The 16,265-nt window shown below is 64.5% G+C and carries 14 protein-coding genes; 5 read left to right on the forward strand and 9 right to left on the reverse strand.

The window, feature by feature from the left end; all coding sequences use genetic code 11:
- Positions 1-84: 84 nt before the first annotated feature.
- On the reverse strand, positions 85-1,290 hold the full coding sequence (locus ACNHKD_RS16775) for a sugar-transfer associated ATP-grasp domain-containing protein (RefSeq protein WP_442754624.1): 1,206 nt from the start codon (positions 1,288-1,290) through the stop codon (positions 85-87).
- A gap of 28 nt (positions 1,291-1,318) precedes the next feature.
- Positions 1,319-2,875: a hypothetical protein gene (locus tag ACNHKD_RS16780; RefSeq protein ID WP_442754625.1), complete on the reverse strand. Its 1,557-nt coding sequence runs from the start codon at positions 2,873-2,875 to the stop codon at positions 1,319-1,321.
- A 281-nt stretch (positions 2,876-3,156) separates the two neighbouring features.
- Here ACNHKD_RS16780 and ACNHKD_RS16785 point away from each other — a divergent pair, with 281 nt between their 5' ends.
- On the forward strand, positions 3,157-4,677 hold the full coding sequence (locus tag ACNHKD_RS16785) for a CYTH and CHAD domain-containing protein (protein WP_442754626.1): 1,521 nt from the start codon (positions 3,157-3,159) through the stop codon (positions 4,675-4,677).
- Positions 4,678-5,049: 372 nt separating this feature from the next.
- Here the strand turns inward: ACNHKD_RS16785 and gpt are convergent, their stop codons facing one another.
- The 3 genes from gpt to ACNHKD_RS16800 all read right to left on the reverse strand — a co-directional run bounded on the left by gpt (position 5,050) and on the right by ACNHKD_RS16800 (position 7,520).
- The gene (gene gpt / locus ACNHKD_RS16790) at positions 5,050-5,583 is read right to left on the reverse strand and encodes a xanthine phosphoribosyltransferase (RefSeq protein ID WP_442754627.1); all 534 of its coding nucleotides are present in this window, start codon (positions 5,581-5,583) and stop codon (positions 5,050-5,052) included.
- Positions 5,580-6,335, reverse strand: coding sequence for a competence/damage-inducible protein A (locus ACNHKD_RS16795; protein WP_442754628.1), 756 nt, complete (start codon positions 6,333-6,335; stop codon positions 5,580-5,582). The genes gpt and ACNHKD_RS16795 overlap by 4 nt, the downstream gene beginning before the upstream one ends.
- Positions 6,336-6,404: 69 nt before the next feature.
- Positions 6,405-7,520, reverse strand: a complete 1,116-nt coding sequence (locus ACNHKD_RS16800; RefSeq protein ID WP_442754629.1) for an OpgC family protein — start codon at positions 7,518-7,520, stop codon at positions 6,405-6,407.
- Between the two features lie 191 nt (positions 7,521-7,711).
- Here ACNHKD_RS16800 and map point away from each other — a divergent pair, with 191 nt between their 5' ends.
- The 4 genes from map to ACNHKD_RS16820 all read left to right on the forward strand — a co-directional run bounded on the left by map (position 7,712) and on the right by ACNHKD_RS16820 (position 11,876).
- Complete coding sequence (map, locus tag ACNHKD_RS16805; protein ID WP_442754630.1) at positions 7,712-8,551, forward strand: type I methionyl aminopeptidase; 840 nt, start codon at positions 7,712-7,714, stop codon at positions 8,549-8,551.
- Positions 8,548-9,270 carry a RadC family protein gene (gene radC, locus ACNHKD_RS16810; protein WP_442754631.1) on the forward strand — a complete coding sequence of 241 codons (723 nt, stop codon included), beginning with the start codon at positions 8,548-8,550 and terminating at the stop codon, positions 9,268-9,270. Before map ends, radC begins: the two co-directional genes overlap by 4 nt.
- Positions 9,271-9,386: 116 nt before the next feature.
- The gene (locus ACNHKD_RS16815) at positions 9,387-10,772 is read left to right on the forward strand and encodes an MFS transporter (RefSeq protein ID WP_442754632.1); all 1,386 of its coding nucleotides are present in this window, start codon (positions 9,387-9,389) and stop codon (positions 10,770-10,772) included.
- Between the two features lie 87 nt (positions 10,773-10,859).
- Positions 10,860-11,876, forward strand: coding sequence for an adenosine deaminase (locus tag ACNHKD_RS16820; RefSeq protein WP_442754633.1), 1,017 nt, complete (start codon positions 10,860-10,862; stop codon positions 11,874-11,876).
- On the opposite strand, the gene ACNHKD_RS16825 is transcribed toward ACNHKD_RS16820, so the two are convergent.
- From ACNHKD_RS16825 to ACNHKD_RS16840, 4 genes are all read right to left on the reverse strand, one after another.
- Positions 11,873-12,589, reverse strand: coding sequence for an RlmE family RNA methyltransferase (locus ACNHKD_RS16825; protein ID WP_442754634.1), 717 nt, complete (start codon positions 12,587-12,589; stop codon positions 11,873-11,875). The genes ACNHKD_RS16820 and ACNHKD_RS16825 overlap by 4 nt on opposite strands.
- Entirely contained in the window at positions 12,586-14,685 is a 2,100-nt protein-coding gene (locus ACNHKD_RS16830; RefSeq protein WP_442754635.1) for an ABC transporter ATP-binding protein/permease, read from the reverse strand. Before ACNHKD_RS16830 ends, ACNHKD_RS16825 begins: the two co-directional genes overlap by 4 nt.
- 88 nt (positions 14,686-14,773) lie before the next feature.
- Positions 14,774-15,109 (reverse strand): integration host factor subunit alpha, encoded by a 336-nt coding sequence (locus ACNHKD_RS16835; protein WP_442754636.1) that lies wholly within the window; start codon positions 15,107-15,109, stop codon positions 14,774-14,776.
- A 221-nt stretch (positions 15,110-15,330) separates the two neighbouring features.
- A complete protein-coding gene (locus ACNHKD_RS16840; RefSeq protein WP_442754637.1) occupies positions 15,331-16,155 on the reverse strand; it encodes a carbon-nitrogen hydrolase family protein in 825 nt (274 codons plus the stop codon).
- Positions 16,156-16,265: the final 110 nt, after the last annotated feature.

Raw genomic sequence — 16,265 nt, forward strand, 5'->3', positions numbered from 1 at the left:
CGGAATCGCCTCGCCGGCAAGGCCTCCTCTCAATTGAGGGCCGCACTCGACCGATCAAGCGGAATTGATACCAATGTGCGCCCGTCAGAGCCGCGCCACCGCGTCCTTGATGCGTTTCACATGCGCGGCGTTGGCGGTCTGCTGCATGGCGATCAGGTCGTTGAACTCGTCGCAGGCGATCCCGCGACGATCCGCAACTTGAACGAGACCGAAATCCGGCGTTTCGTTTGCTTCGACGATCACCGGCCCGTCGTCCGTCGCCGCCATGTCCCAGCCGACAATGCCGAAATGACGCAGCACTTTCGCGCCTTCGACGGCAGTCGCCTTCATCTTCTCCCAATCCGGCGCGGCGAGGCCGATCAGCTCGGCGCCCGTATCCGGATGATGCGTGACGTCCTTCATCTCGAAACCGACGCCGCTCGTAACGCGCTCGACGCGGCCCGTCTTGAAATCGAGGCCCGCGAGCATATTGCCGGGGCGCCAGAAATTATCCGCGACATTGCCTGCGGCGGGAATCTTCCAGCCCGCGCGAAACGCTTTGGGGCCGCCGGGCGTCGCGACGGTGAGAATGCGCACCGTTGCAAGGCGTTCCCCGATCTTGGCGACCAGGTCGCGATGCGGCTTCACCATCTTCTGAAAGAGGTAGCCGGCGCCGTAATGTTTCTCGATATCGTCGAGCGTCGCGTCGACCTTCAGGCGCCTGTCGCCGACGGCGGTCAGTTCGCCGCACGCGGCGTCGCAGCCTAAAAGCGCCAGCGCGCCCAGGCTCTGGAAGCTTTCGACCGGCTTTCCGAAGATGGGATAATGGCTTTCGTCAAGCAGGAAGGCTCGCATCTCTTCGCGCGAGCGGAGAAGCTTGTCCGACGCGACCGCCATGCCCGGCGCATAAATCGCGAGAGGGGCGATCGTTGGCAGGCCATAGGTCGCGAGATAGCTCGTAGAGACGAGCTTGTTCGTCAACAGCCCGTGCCAGTCATGACGATAATTGATCTCGATCACGAGCTCGCGATTGCGACGCGCGCCGATGAAATCGGCTTTCTCGGCGCCGTTCAGCCAAGCGTCGTCGAAGAGGCGGTATTTCACATAATCTCCGAAGGAGATCTTGCCCGGGCCGAAGGCGAGGCGCGAGTATTCGCGCGTCAGTTGCGTGGGCGGCGCGCCGGTCTGCTGGGCGGCGCGCCGCAAGCATTCGACCATGGACATCCGGGGGCCGCCATGCGCCGTGTCGAAGCTCGCCGCCTCGGCCGGCGCTTCGGTCTTCCGCGTGCGGCTCAAAAAGGAAAAAGCCACGGACGTTCTCTTTTGCGCGGCGCTGATCTCAACTGTTGGATGCGGCGAGCGTCAGCCCGCCATTCACGCCGATACGCTTGGCGAGCGCGCCCCATTTCCGGAACAAAAGCTCCATGTCCCGTCGCAGCGGCAGAAAGGCCGCGTCGGCGTCGAGCCCCGCCGCCACGCGCTCGGCGACGACATTCGCTTGCGGCATGCTGAAGCACAGGCGCAGGACCGCCCGGCCGCCGATGACGACCGGCTGGCCGACATGGCAAACGCGGGCATATTCCGGGGAATTGAGCGCGCCCGTCGAGGCGCGCAGCGAATCGTAGATCAGGCGAGTCTGCGCCGGATCGCCGCGATGGGTGAGGATCGGAAAGATCGTCGCAGGCCTACCGCCCAGCCGCCAGCATTCGGCGTCGAGAAAGTCGAGATCCGGATTGCCGGCGACGCAACGCCGCGCCGACTCGGCGAAGAGCATGGCGATTTCCTCGCGCAGGCGCGCCGGGATGCCGAAATACGCCTCGATCTCCGCAAGAGCCGCGGTCCAGCGGAGCCCCATGCCGAGATTGGCGGGCGCGAAATTCGCAGCCTCGAAAGCGCCCTCGAAGCTCTTGGGCCAATCGCAACGCGTCGTATAGGCGGCGAGACCCGCCGGCAGGCGCATGCCGCGCAGCTTCTCGGCCTTGTCCAGGGGGATCAGCAGCGCGCCGCAGAAGGGCGGGCCGCCGGCAAATTTCGATCCGGTGACCATCACCAGGAAGCCATCGGCGAGATCGGCTTTAATCTGCTCGGCGGAGCAGCGCAACTGGCAGGCGTCCACGAGGACGAGCGTACGGCCGCCGGCGCTTGCCGCAATCTGGCGCGCGAAAGCGCGGCCCGGGCCGCTGCGGCCGGTCTTGGAGGAATCGAGGAGATGCAGCAGCGCGGCGCGGCCGGTGCGCAGGGCGTCGGCGACCGCGAGGCCCGCGCTGCGGTCGATCTCCGCCGGAGAACGCAGCCGGCCGCTGGCGTCGCGGATCTCAAGCCGGCGCATGGCCACGTCGTCCTTCTCCCAGCCGGCAAGCGGGGCGCCCTTGGCGACATGCGGCTCAAAAGCGGCCGTCGCCGCGAAATGCGCGCCTGTCGACGCGAGCGCGACGCCGCTGCCGGTCTCGTCCGGCGCGACCACGATATTGGCGATCGGGCGGCCGAACAGCGCCTTGGCGACGGCGAGCGCGGCCAACTCCGCTTCCGTTCCAGATGCGGTGAGAACCACTTCCACGCCCGGCGCGCCAAATTGCGCGGAGATGCGTGCGCGAATGTCGTCGAACCACCGGGTGAGATCGGCGCCCTCCTGAGAGAGTCGGTGGAAAGCGTCACGCGCGGCGGCATAGCCGCGCTCCGTGATGGCGCTGGCGGTGGAGGACGAGAACCAGATTTCGTCCGGCGCCGGCGGCGTCGGCGTCCCGCAGCAATTGCGGCGCGTCACCGGGTCCGGCCAGATGCGCTCATCGCCGCCGGAGGCGAGAATCATCTCCAGACGCGAGCGGGATGTCGCAGTCTTGGCGGAGACGCTCGCGAAGGCCTGGTCGATCGGAAGTCGCTTCGCTGCGTCGCTCATCAATGCTCGCCGAATCACGGATCGCGCACATGTGCGCGCGCGTCCCATGATGTCCGCGAACCGTTAACAAAAGTTAAGGATGATGGCGGAAACCGCCATTTTCACATTAACCTCGCGCCTCGGCCGCCCCCGAACCATTGCAGTTCCGCTCGCAGCGCGCGGGCCTGCGCTCCCCGGTTCAATCCGTCTCTGGCGCACGAAAAAATGATCGGGTTCCTTTCCTTCGCGGGCGCCCGCCACAGCTCTAAATTGAAAAGAGCGTCGTCTCAGAGGGGCGATCGATGGCGAACGGCGTCGAATCCGAATTGAAATTCGTCTTTCCCCCAAACGCCTTGCCAGCCGTAAGGGCGGCGCTCGGCCACGAAAAGGCGGGCTCGCCAAATCACCTGCATCTCATCTCTCGATATTTCGATACGGCGGACGATTATCTGTGGCGTCACGGAACGACCCTGCGCGTCCGCAAAGAGGGGCGTCATAGCAAGCAGACTATAAAACGGGAGCAGCCCTCTGCGCTCGAAAGAGACGAATATGAAACCGAGGCGGACGGCGAGACGCCCAATCTGGACGCGTTCGACGCCACGCCTCTGGCGCGTCTCGTCAGGAAGCCGAAGATGCGCGATCGCCTGCAATGCAACTTCGAGGTGGAGGTGGAGCGAGAAGCTTCAACTCTGAGCTTGCACGGAAGCGAGATCGAGGCGGCGCTGGACCGCGGCGAAGTCAGATGCGAAGGCGCGCTCATTCCCTTCGTCGAACTGGAGCTCGAACTCAAGAGCGGCGAGAGGACAGAGCTTTTTGAGTTGGCGCGCCGCCTGTGCGCCGCCGCGCCGATCGCTCTCAATCTCATCAGCAAGGCGGAACGAGGCCGTCTTTTGGCCGACGGCGCCTGGGGACACGCATTCAAGGGGCGCCCGCCGAAGTTCAAAAGGCGAATGAACTGCGCCGAGGCGTTCCAACTCGCCTGCCATAGCTGTCTCCATGATTTCATCGTGAATATGCAGGCTCTCGAGAGCCCGGATCGCGTCGAAGCCCTCCATCAGGGCCGGGTCGCACTGAGACGCCTGAGGGCCGCCCTTCAATTGTTCAAGCCCATGGTCGAGGACCGCGATTTTCAGCGTTTCGACGACGAGTTGAAATGGATTTCTCATGTTTTCGGCGAGGCGCGGGATCTGGATGTCTTTCAGGACAACGCCTTCGAGCCGGCGGCCAAGAGCGACGACAATCCTGGCGCGGCCGAACTCGCAAAACTCACTGGCGCCAAAAGGGATGGCGCGCATGAGGCGGTAAACGCCGCGGTCGCGTCGCTGCGCCTGCGGCTGCTTCTGGTTGAACTTTCCGCCTGGATCGAGGAAGGGACCTGGCGTTGGCGCGATCGGGGAGCACAAGAACCGATCGAACCCTTTGCGCGCCGAGCGCTCAAGAAGCAGCTTCGCAAATTCGTCAAACGCGCCCGGCCCCTTGCGACGCTCGATCCGGCCGAGCGTCACAAGGTCCGAATCAAGGCGAAAAAACTTCGGTACATGGCGAATTTCTTCAAATCGGCGCCCCGACTTGTCGCCGCGCGCAAGCGCCTGCGGCGCCTCTTGGCGCGTCTGGAGCGCATGCAGAACTGCCTGGGAGAATTACACGACGAGCAAGCGATGGCGGAGTTTCTGGTCGAGGCAATCCGCAACCTGCCGGCCGGGGCCGATCCGCTGATCGGATATGCCGCCGGCCAGCTCGCACAGCCCGCCGGCGATTCGAAAAGGAGGCTCGCGGCGGCTGTAAAGGCTTACCGCGCGGTGGCGGAATCGAGGCCGTTCTGAACGGCTTGGTGCGGGCGGCCGGAATCGAACCGGCACAGGCCTTGCGGCCCTACGGATTTTCTTACCCGCTACGGCTTTCGCCGCCCCACTCTCGCGGGTTTGGGGTCTGGACTATCCCTTCGCCCTAGCGCCAATGCGCCTTAGGCGCCGCCCGTCTAGTCTCTACACCTTCCCGCCGAAATGGCGGGCTTGGCTCGGGATCGCCACTTTCGAGGGTTCCCCGACTTTGAGCGGTTCTACTCGCGCGGTTTCCCGCATGAGCACTCAAATTTCTTCAAGTCCGTTGCGTCTACCAGTTTCGCCACGCCCGCAAAGCATGGAGCCACGCGCAAACCTTATAGGGCGGGCCTCGCAACGGCGCCAAGCGGGTTTTTAACCCCGCCGGCTCCCGCGCTGCGTCTTGCGGATCGGGGCCTGGAAGGACAGGCCCGTGTCCCAGGGAAAATAGATCCAGGTGTCCTGCGAGACCTCGGTTACGAAAGTGTCGACCATGGGCAGGCCCTGCGGCTTCGCATAGACGGTGGCGAAATGAGCCTTGGGCAGCATTTCCCGCACGGCCTTGGCGGTCGCGCCCGTATCGACGAGATCGTCGATGATGAGAACTTCCTCGCTCGGCCGCGAGAGAATCGTGTCGGTCAGGGGTTTGAGCACCTCGATCGTGTCGCGCTCCGTCTCCTCATGATAGCTGGCGACGCAGACGGTTTCGATCACGCGGATCCCGAGTTCGCGCGCGACGATGCCGGCTGGCACGAGGCCGCCGCGCGTGACCGCGACGATGGCCGAGAAGCCGCCGATGGTCGCGAGGCGCCAGGCGAGCGCGCGGGCGTCGCGGTGGAACATGTCCCAGGAGACGGGGAAGGTTTTGTCCGGGCTGATCTGCATGTCGCCCTCGCCCATCCTTCTCATGCCTGCGCCGCCAGTTCGGCGAGGAGCGCCCGCACCGCCTCCCCCGCCGCCGCAAGGCGCGCGGGGTCCCGGCTGCGCAGCACGATCTGGTTGCGAATGCCGGCCGCCGAGAAATGCGGGTAGGAGCCGATGCTCACGCCCTCGCGCGCGCGGGCGATCTCCTCGAGCTTCATCGCATAGCTTCCTTCCGGAATCGAGCCCGCCTCGATGGTTTCGACATGAACGCGCGCGCCCGCCCGCAGTTGCGGCCCCACCGTGTCCATCATCGACTGCATGATGACCGGCACCCCGGCCATGACGATGACGTTGCCGATCCAGAAACCCGGCGCCTTGGAGGCGCCGTTGCGCACGAGTTCGGCGCCCTCGGGGATTCGCGCCATGCGGCGGCGGGCGGGATTGAGCTCCTCCTCGGTGAAGCGCTCACGCAGCAGGGCGATGGCGCGCGGGTCCTCGCCGATCCCCACCCCGAAGGCCCTGGCCACCGCGTCGGCGGTGATGTCGTCATGCGTCGGACCGATGCCGCCCGTCGTGAAAACATAGGTGTAACGGGCGCGCAGCGCGTTGAGGGCCGCAACGATCTCGTCTTCGTCGTCCGACACGAGGCGCACCTCGCGCAGATCGACGCCAATCTCCGCGAGATAATTGGCGATGTAGCGCGTATTGACGTCCTGCGTGCGGCCCGACAGGATCTCGTCGCCGATGACGAGAACCGCCGCCGTCGCCGGCTCTTCGCCCGTTCCGGGTTCTTTCATTTCCGCCCCCGCCTCCCTGGGACCCTGATTATGGCGGTCCGGGCGGAGAACGCCAAGCCTCGCCCGGCGTCAGGCCTCGCTTGCCACACGCGCCCTGTCCCCGACGCTCCTTCCGGCAAAGGCCGTCCCGGCGCGGTCGAGGAGGCCGGCGAGCCCGTGCAGCAGCAAAAGCGCGGCGCCCACATAGACCACGTCAAAAACGGGCGACGCCAGATCCAGGCCGGCCAGGATCTGCCCCAGCGCGCTGATCAGGCTGCCTGCACAAAAAATAGTCAGCGGGTTGCGCCCAAGAAGCGCGAAAAAGGCGAAAAGGGCGGTGTCCTTGATGCTCCAATTCAGGTTGGAGAAGTGGACCGCATAAGCGAGCGTGATGAAATCAGCGATCCTTGCGACCCCAAGCTGGCTCTTGTCCCAGTCGAGATAGCGCCCCGCCTCGTCGACGAGGCCCGGCGCCAGGCCGAAGACATTCGAAACCACGAGCCCCGAGGCGATCGTAAAGGTCTGCGAAAACCTCAAAGCGCCAATATTGAAAGGCACGCCTTCCCCGCGCAGCGCCCCGCCGCAAAAAATGCCGAGCGCAAACATGAATTGCCAGGCGAAAGGGTTGAAATACCAGCCGCCGGGCTCCGGCCAGGAAGGCAGATTGACGCCCGCGAACCGGGCGCCCGCATAGACGGCCGCGGAAGCCGCCAGCATGGCGACGCGGTCCCGCAGCGCAAGGGCAAGCAGCAGCGGCGTCGCGATCATGAGCACGATATAGAGCGGCAGTATGTTGAAATAAGCGACCTGGTGGCTCAGCGTCAGAATGCCGAGAATCCCTCTGACCGGGTCGAGAAAAGGCGTCGCCCGCCCGTGTTCCGCGCCAAGCAGATCGTTTGGCGTATATTCGTTGGCGAGCCCGAAGAGCGCGAGCGCCACCGCCGTCGAGACGATATGAGCGCCATACAGCCTGGCGATGCGCCGCCCGATGGCGACAGCGGCGGCGGAGTTCGATCTGAATTTCTCGCCATAGGCCAGATAGACCGAAACGCCCGAGAGGAAGACGAACAGCTCCGCCGAATCGGAAAAGCCGAAATTCCTCGGGGTAATCGCCCCGAGAACATTGCCGGGCATGTGATTGACGAGGATGGCGACCAGCGCCACCCCTCGCCAGAAGTCTATCGAATCGATGCGTTTTTGGTGCAAGGCTGGCGTTCGCTCGATTTCGTTGTGAAAGCCCCTTGGCGGACCCGTCTGGCCGCCGCGGCTGCACTATACAAATCCCGCGCCGAAACCGCGAGGCGGCAAATCGCCTCCGGCTTCGTCATCCTTGCTTTGGCCGCGTAAATCACTACCTTGTCGATAATCCCGAAAACCTTGGATGCAGACGAGCGCGTATGACCTTCATCGAGTCCCACCTCGCCCCCGCCGGCCGCAAAAGCGGTCAAATCAAACTGCATGGGCCCGAGGAATTCGAAGGCATGCGCAAGGCCGGCCGCCTCACCGCCGAGGCGCTAGACATGCTTGTGCCGCATGTAAAGCCCGGCGTGACCACGCAGCAGCTGGACGACCTCGTCTTCGACTTCGCCATCGCCAATGGGGCCTATCCGGCCCCGCTCGACTATCGTGGCTACCGCAAGTCGATCTGTACCTCGATCAATCATGTCGTCTGCCATGGCGTGCCCGACAACAAGCCGCTTCGCGAAGGCGACATCGTCAATATCGACGTGACCTTCATTCTGGACGGCTGGCATGGGGACGCGAGCCGCATGTTCGCGGTGGGCGAGATCCCGAGAAAGGCCCAACGCCTGATCGACGTCACCTACGAGTCGCTCCTGCGCGGCATCGCGGCGGTGAAGCCCGGCGCCGCCACAGGCGACATCGGCGCGGCGATCCAGCAATATGCCGAGGCGGAGCGTTGCTCGGTCGTGCGCGACTTTTGCGGCCATGGCCTCGGCCGCGTCTTCCACGACGAACCCAACATCCTGCACTACGGCGTGAAGGGACAGGGCGTGGAGCTGCGCCCCGGTATGTTCTTCACCATCGAGCCGATGATCAATCTCGGCAAGCCGGCGGTGAAAATCCTGTCGGACGGGTGGACCGCGGTGACGCGCGACCGCTCGCTCTCGGCCCAATTCGAGCACTCTATCGGCGTTACGGAAACCGGCGCCGAGATTTTCACGGCCTCGCCCAAAGGCCTCGACAATCCGTCGGGCTCCGCCAGCGCGGCCGCATGACGCCGCCTAAAGGCGACGCCGCCGGGTCGGGCTTGCAGGAAGCCCAGCTCCCGCATTATCACGGCCATCGCCAGCGCCTGCGCGACCGCTTCATGGAAGCCGGCGAGAATGCGCTGGCGGATTACGAACTGATGGAGCTGCTGCTCTTTCGCGTGATTCCGCGGCGCGACGTAAAGCCGCTCGCCAAGGCGCTCGTCGAGCGCTTTGGCTCCTTCGCCGAAGCGCTCGCCGCCCGCCCCGAGCGGCTCAAGGAAGTTCCGGGCCTCCCGGAAAGCGCCATCGTCGAATTCAAGATCACCGAGGCGGCGGCGCGCCGTCTCGCGCGCGGCGCGCTGGAAAAGCGCAAGGTTCTCTCCTCCTTTTCGGCGGTAACTGACTATTGCCGCACCGCCATGGCCTATGCGGAGCGCGAGGAGTTTCGCATCCTTTTTCTCGACAAGCGCAATGCGCTGATCGCCGACGAGGTCCAGGGCGTCGGCACGGTGGACCATACGCCCGTCTATCCGCGCGAGGTGGTGCGGCGCGCGCTGGAGCTCGGCGCGAGCGCGCTCATCCTCGCGCACAACCACCCTTCCGGCGACCCGACGCCTTCCACCGCCGATATCCGTATGACGAAAGACATCATCGCCATTGCGCAGCCCTTCGGCATCTCCGTGCACGACCACCTGATCGTCGGACGCAACGGACAGTCGAGTTTCAGGGGCTTGAAATTGATATGACGCGCGCAGCTATTTCGACGCCCGTCATCGCGAGCGACGCGACGCGATCCGGAGCGTGGCCAGGACGCCGGACCGCTTCGTCGCGCCGCTCCTCGCAATGACGGGGGCCCGCGCGCTTGCCCTCCTTCGTCATTACGCCGCTCATCGTCGCGACGGCGCTCTTCATGGAAAATCTGGACGGCACGGTGCTGGCCACCGCCCTGCCGGCCATGGCGACCGATCTCCATGAAGATCCGGTGGCGTTGAAGCTGGCGCTGACGGCCTATCTTCTCTCGCTCGCCGTGTTCATTCCCCTTTCCGGCTGGGCCGCCGACAAATTCGGCGCGCGCCGCGTCTTTCGCGCGGCGATCGGCGTCTTCACCTTCGGATCCATCCTCTGCGGCTTCTCCCATTCGCTCACGGCCATCGTCGCCGCGCGCGTCATTCAGGGGCTTGGCGGCGCGATGATGGTGCCCGTAGGGCGGCTGGTGCTGCTGCGCACGGCTCCACGTCACGAGCTCGTGCGCGCCATGGCCTGGCTCACCATTCCCGCGCTGATCGGTCCGCTGATCGGCCCGCCGCTCGGCGGCTTTCTCGCGACCTACCTCAATTGGCGCTACATTTTTTGGATCAATGTGCCGATCGGCCTGCTCGGCGCCGCGCTGGCGACGCGCTTCATCCCCAATCTGCGGGAGGAGAGCGTCCCGCCGCTCGATGTCAAAGGCGCGGCGCTTTCCGGCTTCGGCCTGTCCTTTCTCGTCTTCGGCTTCACGATTTTGGGGCGCGGCTTCGCGCCGGCGCCTGTCGTGGCCCTGGTGATCTCGCTCGGCGCCGCGGCGCTCCTCGCTTATCTCGCCCACGCGCGGCGCGCGGATTATCCGATCATCGATCTTGCCTTGCTGCGCATCCCCACCTTTCGCGCCGCGATCTATGGCGGCTTTCTCTTCCGCATCGGACTTGGCGCCGTACCCTTTCTTCTGCCGCTTCTGCTGCAGGTCGGTTTCAGGCTCAGCGCCTACGAATCCGGCCTTCTCACCTTCGTCGCGGCGGCGGGCGCCATGGTGATGAAGACGACGGCGCAGCCGATCCTGAAGCGCTTTGGCTTCCGCCGGGTGCTCATCGCCAATGCCTTGATTTCCTCCCTCTTCCTTGCCGCCAACGCCTTCTTCACGCAGATGACGCCGCACTGGCTCATCATGGCCTCGCTGCTTGTCGGCGGTTTCTTTCGCTCGCTCGAATTCACCGCGCTCAACGCCATCTGCTACGCGGACATCCCGGAAGGATCGATGAGCAATGCGACGAGCTTCGCCGCCGTCGGACAGCAATTGTCGCTGTCCACCGGCGTCGCGATCGGGGCCGCCGCGCTCGAAACCATACGTGCGCTCCACGGCGGCGGAATGTTGCGAGCGGAAGATTTCGCGCCGGCCTTCTATGTCGTGGCGGCCATCTCGACGCTTTCCACGACCTGCTTCCTGCGCCTCGCGCCCGACGCCGGCGACGAGCTGACGGGACGGCGCGCTTAAATCTTGCGTTTGCAATTGACAGGCCGGAAAGGTCTTTCCCGCAACCATGAGCGCGCCAGTTGAGAGTTAGAAAGACCTGAAAGCGCCATGGACGATTTTGTCGCCGGACTGCCGAAAGCCGAGCTTCATCTGCACATTGAGGGCACGCTGGAGCCCGAGATGGTTTTCGCGCTGGCCGAGCGCAATCGCGTAACGCTGCCCTACGCTTCCGTGGAAGCCCTTCGGCGCGCCTATGAATTCCGCGACCTCCAGGACTTTCTCGATCTCTATTACCAGTCAACGCAGGCTCTTGTCGCCGAGCGTGACTTCTACGATCTCGCACGCGCCTATCTCGCGCGCGCCCGCGACGAGAATATTCGCCACGCCGAGATCTTCTTCGACCCGCAGGCGCATATGCGCCGCGGCGTTCCATTCGGCGTCGTCGTAGAGGGATTGAGCGCGGCGCTGACGGACGCCGCTCGCGACGGAGGTCCGACCTCGCGACTCATCATGTGCTTCCTGCGCGATCTTTCCGCCGAGAACGCCATGTCGGTCCTGGACGCGTCTATGCCCTGGCTCAATCGCCTGACCGGCGTTGGGCTCGATTCGGCCGAAGCCGGCAATCCGCCGGGGAAATTTACGGAAGTCTTCAAACGCGCCCGGTCGCTTGGCCTTCGCGCCATGGCGCATGCCGGAGAGGAAGGCCCCGCCTCCTATGTAGCCGAAGCGCTGGATCGCTTGCGGATCGAGCGCGTCGATCACGGCGTCCATGCGGTCGACGACCCGGCGCTCGTCGCGCGGCTGGCCAAAGAGCGCATCGCGCTGACGGTCTGCCCGATCTCGAATATCCGCCTGCGCGTCTATCCCGACCTCCGCGCGCATCCGCTGAAGCGGCTGATGGAAGCGGGCGTCGCCGTCACCGTCAACTCGGACGATCCGGCCTATTTCGGCGGTTATTTAAATGCAAATTACCGCGCGGTTGAAGAAGCGTTCGCGCTTGCCGCCGAGGAGCTGGCGCAGCTTGCGAGAAACAGCTTCGCGGCCTCGTTCCTATCCGAGGAAGAGAAGCGCGACCGCATCGCCGAGATCGACTCCTATGTGAAAACACAGACGCGAGCGACTTAGACTTCTGCGGGCTCCCGCCTTCCACGAAAGCCCGTCGCCAGCACATAAAGCTCCGCCGAATCCGCGCGGCTCGCAGCGGGCTTCACGTGGCGCACGGTCGCGAAATCACGTTTCAGCCGCGCGAGCAACTGTCCCTCCGTGCCGCCCTGCAGCACCTTCGCGACGAAGAAGCCGCCCGGCGCCAGCACGTCGATCGCGAAGTCGGCCGCAAGCTCGGCGAGCGCCACAATGCGCAGATGGTCCGTCTGCTTGTGTCCCGTGGCGTTCGCCGCCATGTCCGACATGACGCCGTCGGCCTCGCCGCCGAGCATCTTCTTGATGAAATCCGGCGCGTCTTCGTCGTTGAAGTCCTTCACGGCGAAAGCGACTCCGGCGATCGGCTCCATGTCGAGCAGATCGACGCCGACGACCTTTCCCTTGCCGTCCTTCGCCTTCACGCGGACGGCGGCGATCTGAGACCACCCGCCCGGCGCGGCGCCGAGATCGACGATGCGGCCGCCCGGCTTGAAGAGATGGTGGCGGTCGTCCATCTCAAGGAGCTTATAGGCGGCGCGAGAGCGGTAGCCCTCGCGCTTCGCGCGCGCGACATAAGGATCGTTGAGCTGGCGCTCGAGCCAGAGCGTCGAGGACAATGAACGCTTGCGCGCGGTCTTCACCCGCGTTTTCAGCGAGCGCCCACCCTCGCGGCCCGATCCCGATTTGGCCTCGCTCACGCCAGCACCTTGTCGCGCGGAACGAAAAGCCCGTCGGAGCCCGCCTCCATCACGATCCGCCGGTCGTGATAATCGTGCAGCGTCGAGCGGTGGCCGATGGAGACGATGGTTGTCCTTGGCAGACGCTCGCGCAGCATCGCGTAAATTTCCCCTTCCAGCTTCTCGTCGAGCGCCGAGGTCGACTCGTCGAGGAAAAGCCAGTCCGGCTTCGCCAGAAGCGCGCGGGCGATGGCGACGCGCTGCTGTTCGCCGCCGGAAAGCCGCTGGCCCCAGTTATTGTCTTCATCGAGCCGCTCGACGAAGCCCGACAACCGCGCGGCGCGTAGCGCCTCCTCGATATCGGCGCGGGAATAGTCGTCCGCATTTCCGGGATAGACCACGGCGTGAACGAGCGTCCCCATCGGGATATAGGGGCGCTGCGGGGCGAGCATGACGCTCGCGCCCTGCGGCAGGACAATATCGCCCGAGACATGCGGCCAGATGCCGGCGATGGCGCGGAAGAGGGTCGACTTGCCTGACCCCGACGGGCCGGTCAGCAGCGTCGACCGCCCGGGCTCGAAGGCGAGCGCGCCCACATTGACGATGCGCCGGCCGTCGGGGAGCCCGAGCGAGAGATTGCGCAGCGCGATGTCGCGGGAGCCGCCGCGCGAGATCGCCCGCGTCTCTTCCTGCTGCTTCCGCGCCGCGTCAATCGTGCGGTCGAACGAGCTCAGACGGTCGAGCACCGCTTTGAAGCTCGCGAGGAACGTATAGTAGTTGATGAAGAAGGTGAGCGCGCCTTCGACCCGGCCGAAGGCGCTCGCCGTCTGGGTCATCACGCCAAGCTGGATCTTCCCGGCGAAATAGAAGGGCGCCGTGATCAGATAGGGGATGATCGGAGAGAGCTGGCCATAGGCCGCCGTGAAGCCCATCAGCTCCTTTCGCTTGCGGACAATCGCCAGATAGTTGGCGAAGACGCGCTGAAAGCGCCGCAGCGCCGATCCCTCCTCTTCCTCTTCGCCCGACAGCAGCGCGATCTGCTCGCTATATTCGCGCAGGCGTGCGAGGGAGAAGCGAAAATCGGCTTCGCGTTTTTGCTGCTCGAAGAAGAGGCGCGTGAGCGAGCGGCCGATGAGGTGCGTCACGACGGTGCCGAGCGAGGCGTAGATCAGCGCGACCCAGAACAGGAAGCCCGGAATGTGGATATTGGTGCCCGGCAACGCGTAATTGCCCGAGAGCTCCCACAGAACGAAGGAAAAGGAAACAAGCGAGCTGAGCGTCGAGATCAGCAGGATCGAATAGGAGTAGATGCCGTAGCCTTCCTCGCCGCCGTCGATGAAGCGGTTCACGTCCTCCGCGATGCGCTGGTCGGGGTTGTCGGCGTCGCCGCCCGCGAGCGTCATGCCGTAATGCGTATGCGCGCCGAGCCAACGGTGCACATAATGCTCGGTTAGCCACCGGCGCCAGCGGATCGTGAGCATCGACTTGAGCACATATTCGACCACGGCGGTGGTGACGTAGATGAAGGCCCACGGCGTGAAGACATAGAGGAGCTGGCGCCAGAACTCGTCGGCGTTCTTCTCCTGGATCGCATTGAACCAGTCGCGGTTGAAGAAGGAGAGGCGCACGGAAATGCCGACCTGCGCCTGATTGATGAGCACCAGCACGACGATCATCGCGATGGCGATGGCGCTTTCGCGCGCGGAGAACCGGGGAAACGGCCAGACCCGCGCTTCGCCGCGGTCGGTCGCGTGGAAATACAGGTCGGCGATGCGCGTCATCTCCAGCACCACCGGAATGCGCGACACCGCATAGACGATGATGGAAAAGACCGCGACCGTGACCGACATGCTCTCGGGCGGCGCATAAATGGCTAACGCCTGCGGCCAGGCGCCTTCCGCCTGCACCAGCCGGACGAAGCCGAAGACGATCGTCTCGGTGGAAAAGATCGTCGCGAAGATTTTCATGAAGCTCGACATGTCGGCGCCGCGCCAGGTGGTGTAGGCGCACAGCCCTGAAGCGACGGCGAGGACGAACAGGTCGGCGTCCTTGCTGTGCGCGCCGATCAGCGCGGCAAGAACGGCGAAGGCGGCCACGGCCGCGCTCAACTTTCGCATCTTTGGCCCTTTGAAGGATGGCGTCGCCCGCACTCCGCTGCGGGCGCTAAAGCGCTCCCCTCACCTATGCACGGCCGGCGCTTATTTCTCAATCATCCTCTATCGGGATGATGGCGTCGCCGTTCACATGCGCAACGAGCACGGGAGACGCCTTGAAGGTGAGGACACGACGCGGCGTAATTGTGGCTTCCACGCCGGTTTTGGGGTTGCGGCCGATGCGTTCGCGCTTGGAGCGGACATTGAACGTGCCGAATGAACGCAGTTTGACGGACTCGCCTCGCAGCAAAGCCTCGCTGATCTCTTCGAACGTCGAGTCGAGGATCTTGCGCGCCTCCGCGCGCGACAGCGTCGGGCAACAGCCGTAAACCGCCTCCCGCAACGCGGCGCGCGTCAATGTGTTTCCTGACTCGTTCTTTCTTACCATGCGGGATGGTCACAGACATGGACGTCTGCCGCGTTTGCGCTGATCCGCGTTGACACGCTGTTCCCCAGACCCTCGAGTAACGCGACGAAACAGATTAATGTTCGCAAGCAATACAGCTCACTCAGGGCATAGTACGCATAAATCATAGAGATGCAAGGCCATGGCGCCGCTTGGCGAAAACATGGCCGCGCAGCGCGCGGAGCGGCGACCCTGGGCTTCGCCTAGACCGCCAGCTTTACCTTATGCTGCGATACCGGGATCATGGCGCGAACCTTCCGGATGCGGTCGACATCGACATAGGACGAAACGAGGCCCGGTCCGTCCGACGCCTTGGCCACGACATGGCCCCAGGGGTCGGCGATCAGCGAATTGCCATAGGTGAAGCGCGTCTCATGCCCCGCCTTGTGGGCGCCGGTCTGCGCCGGCGCGCAGAGATAGGCCTGCATCTCGATGGCGCGCGCGCGACAGAGCACCTCCCAGTGATCCTTGCCGGTGACGAGGGTGAAGGCGGCGGGCAGCGCAACGATGTCCGCACCCTTGTCGGCAAGCGCCTGAAACAGATAAGAGAAGCGCAGGTCGTAGCAGATCGCGCAACCGACCGTCACGCCTTCGCAATCATAGGTCACGACCTCGTCGCCGGGCTTGAAGGCGGCGCTTTCGTGATATTTCGCGCCGTCCGGCGCGGTGATGTCGAACATGTGTATCTTGCGGTAGCGCGCCACTTCCTTGCCGTCGCGATTGAAGGCGACGCTGGTGTTGTGGAGGCGCGCCTCGCCCGGAATCTTCTCCAGGATCGAGCCCGCATGGATGAAGACCTTGTGCTCGCGGGCCAGCGCGCCGCACATCTCATAAGCCGGGCCGCCGGGCAGCTCCTCGGCCGCAGCCATCTTTTCGGCCCGCGAACCGCCGATGAAGTCGAAAACCTCGGGCAGGCAGATCCAATCCGGTTTTTCCTGGGAGACGGCCCGTTCGATGAGGGCTTTGGCGTTGGCGAGATTGGCGGCCTTGTCGCCAATCGAATTCATCTGAACCAGTGTGACCTTCATAACCGCTCTGCTGCCTTTTGGACGCGCCCTGGCGCCGCTCGACCTTCCGGACGGTCATACTACACAAGCGCGGCGGGCGGCGTATAGTCCAATCCTGGCCTTACACGGTC

Source organism: Methylocystis sp. JAN1 (genome assembly GCF_052186135.1).
GTDB lineage: Bacteria > Pseudomonadota > Alphaproteobacteria > Rhizobiales > Beijerinckiaceae > Methylocystis.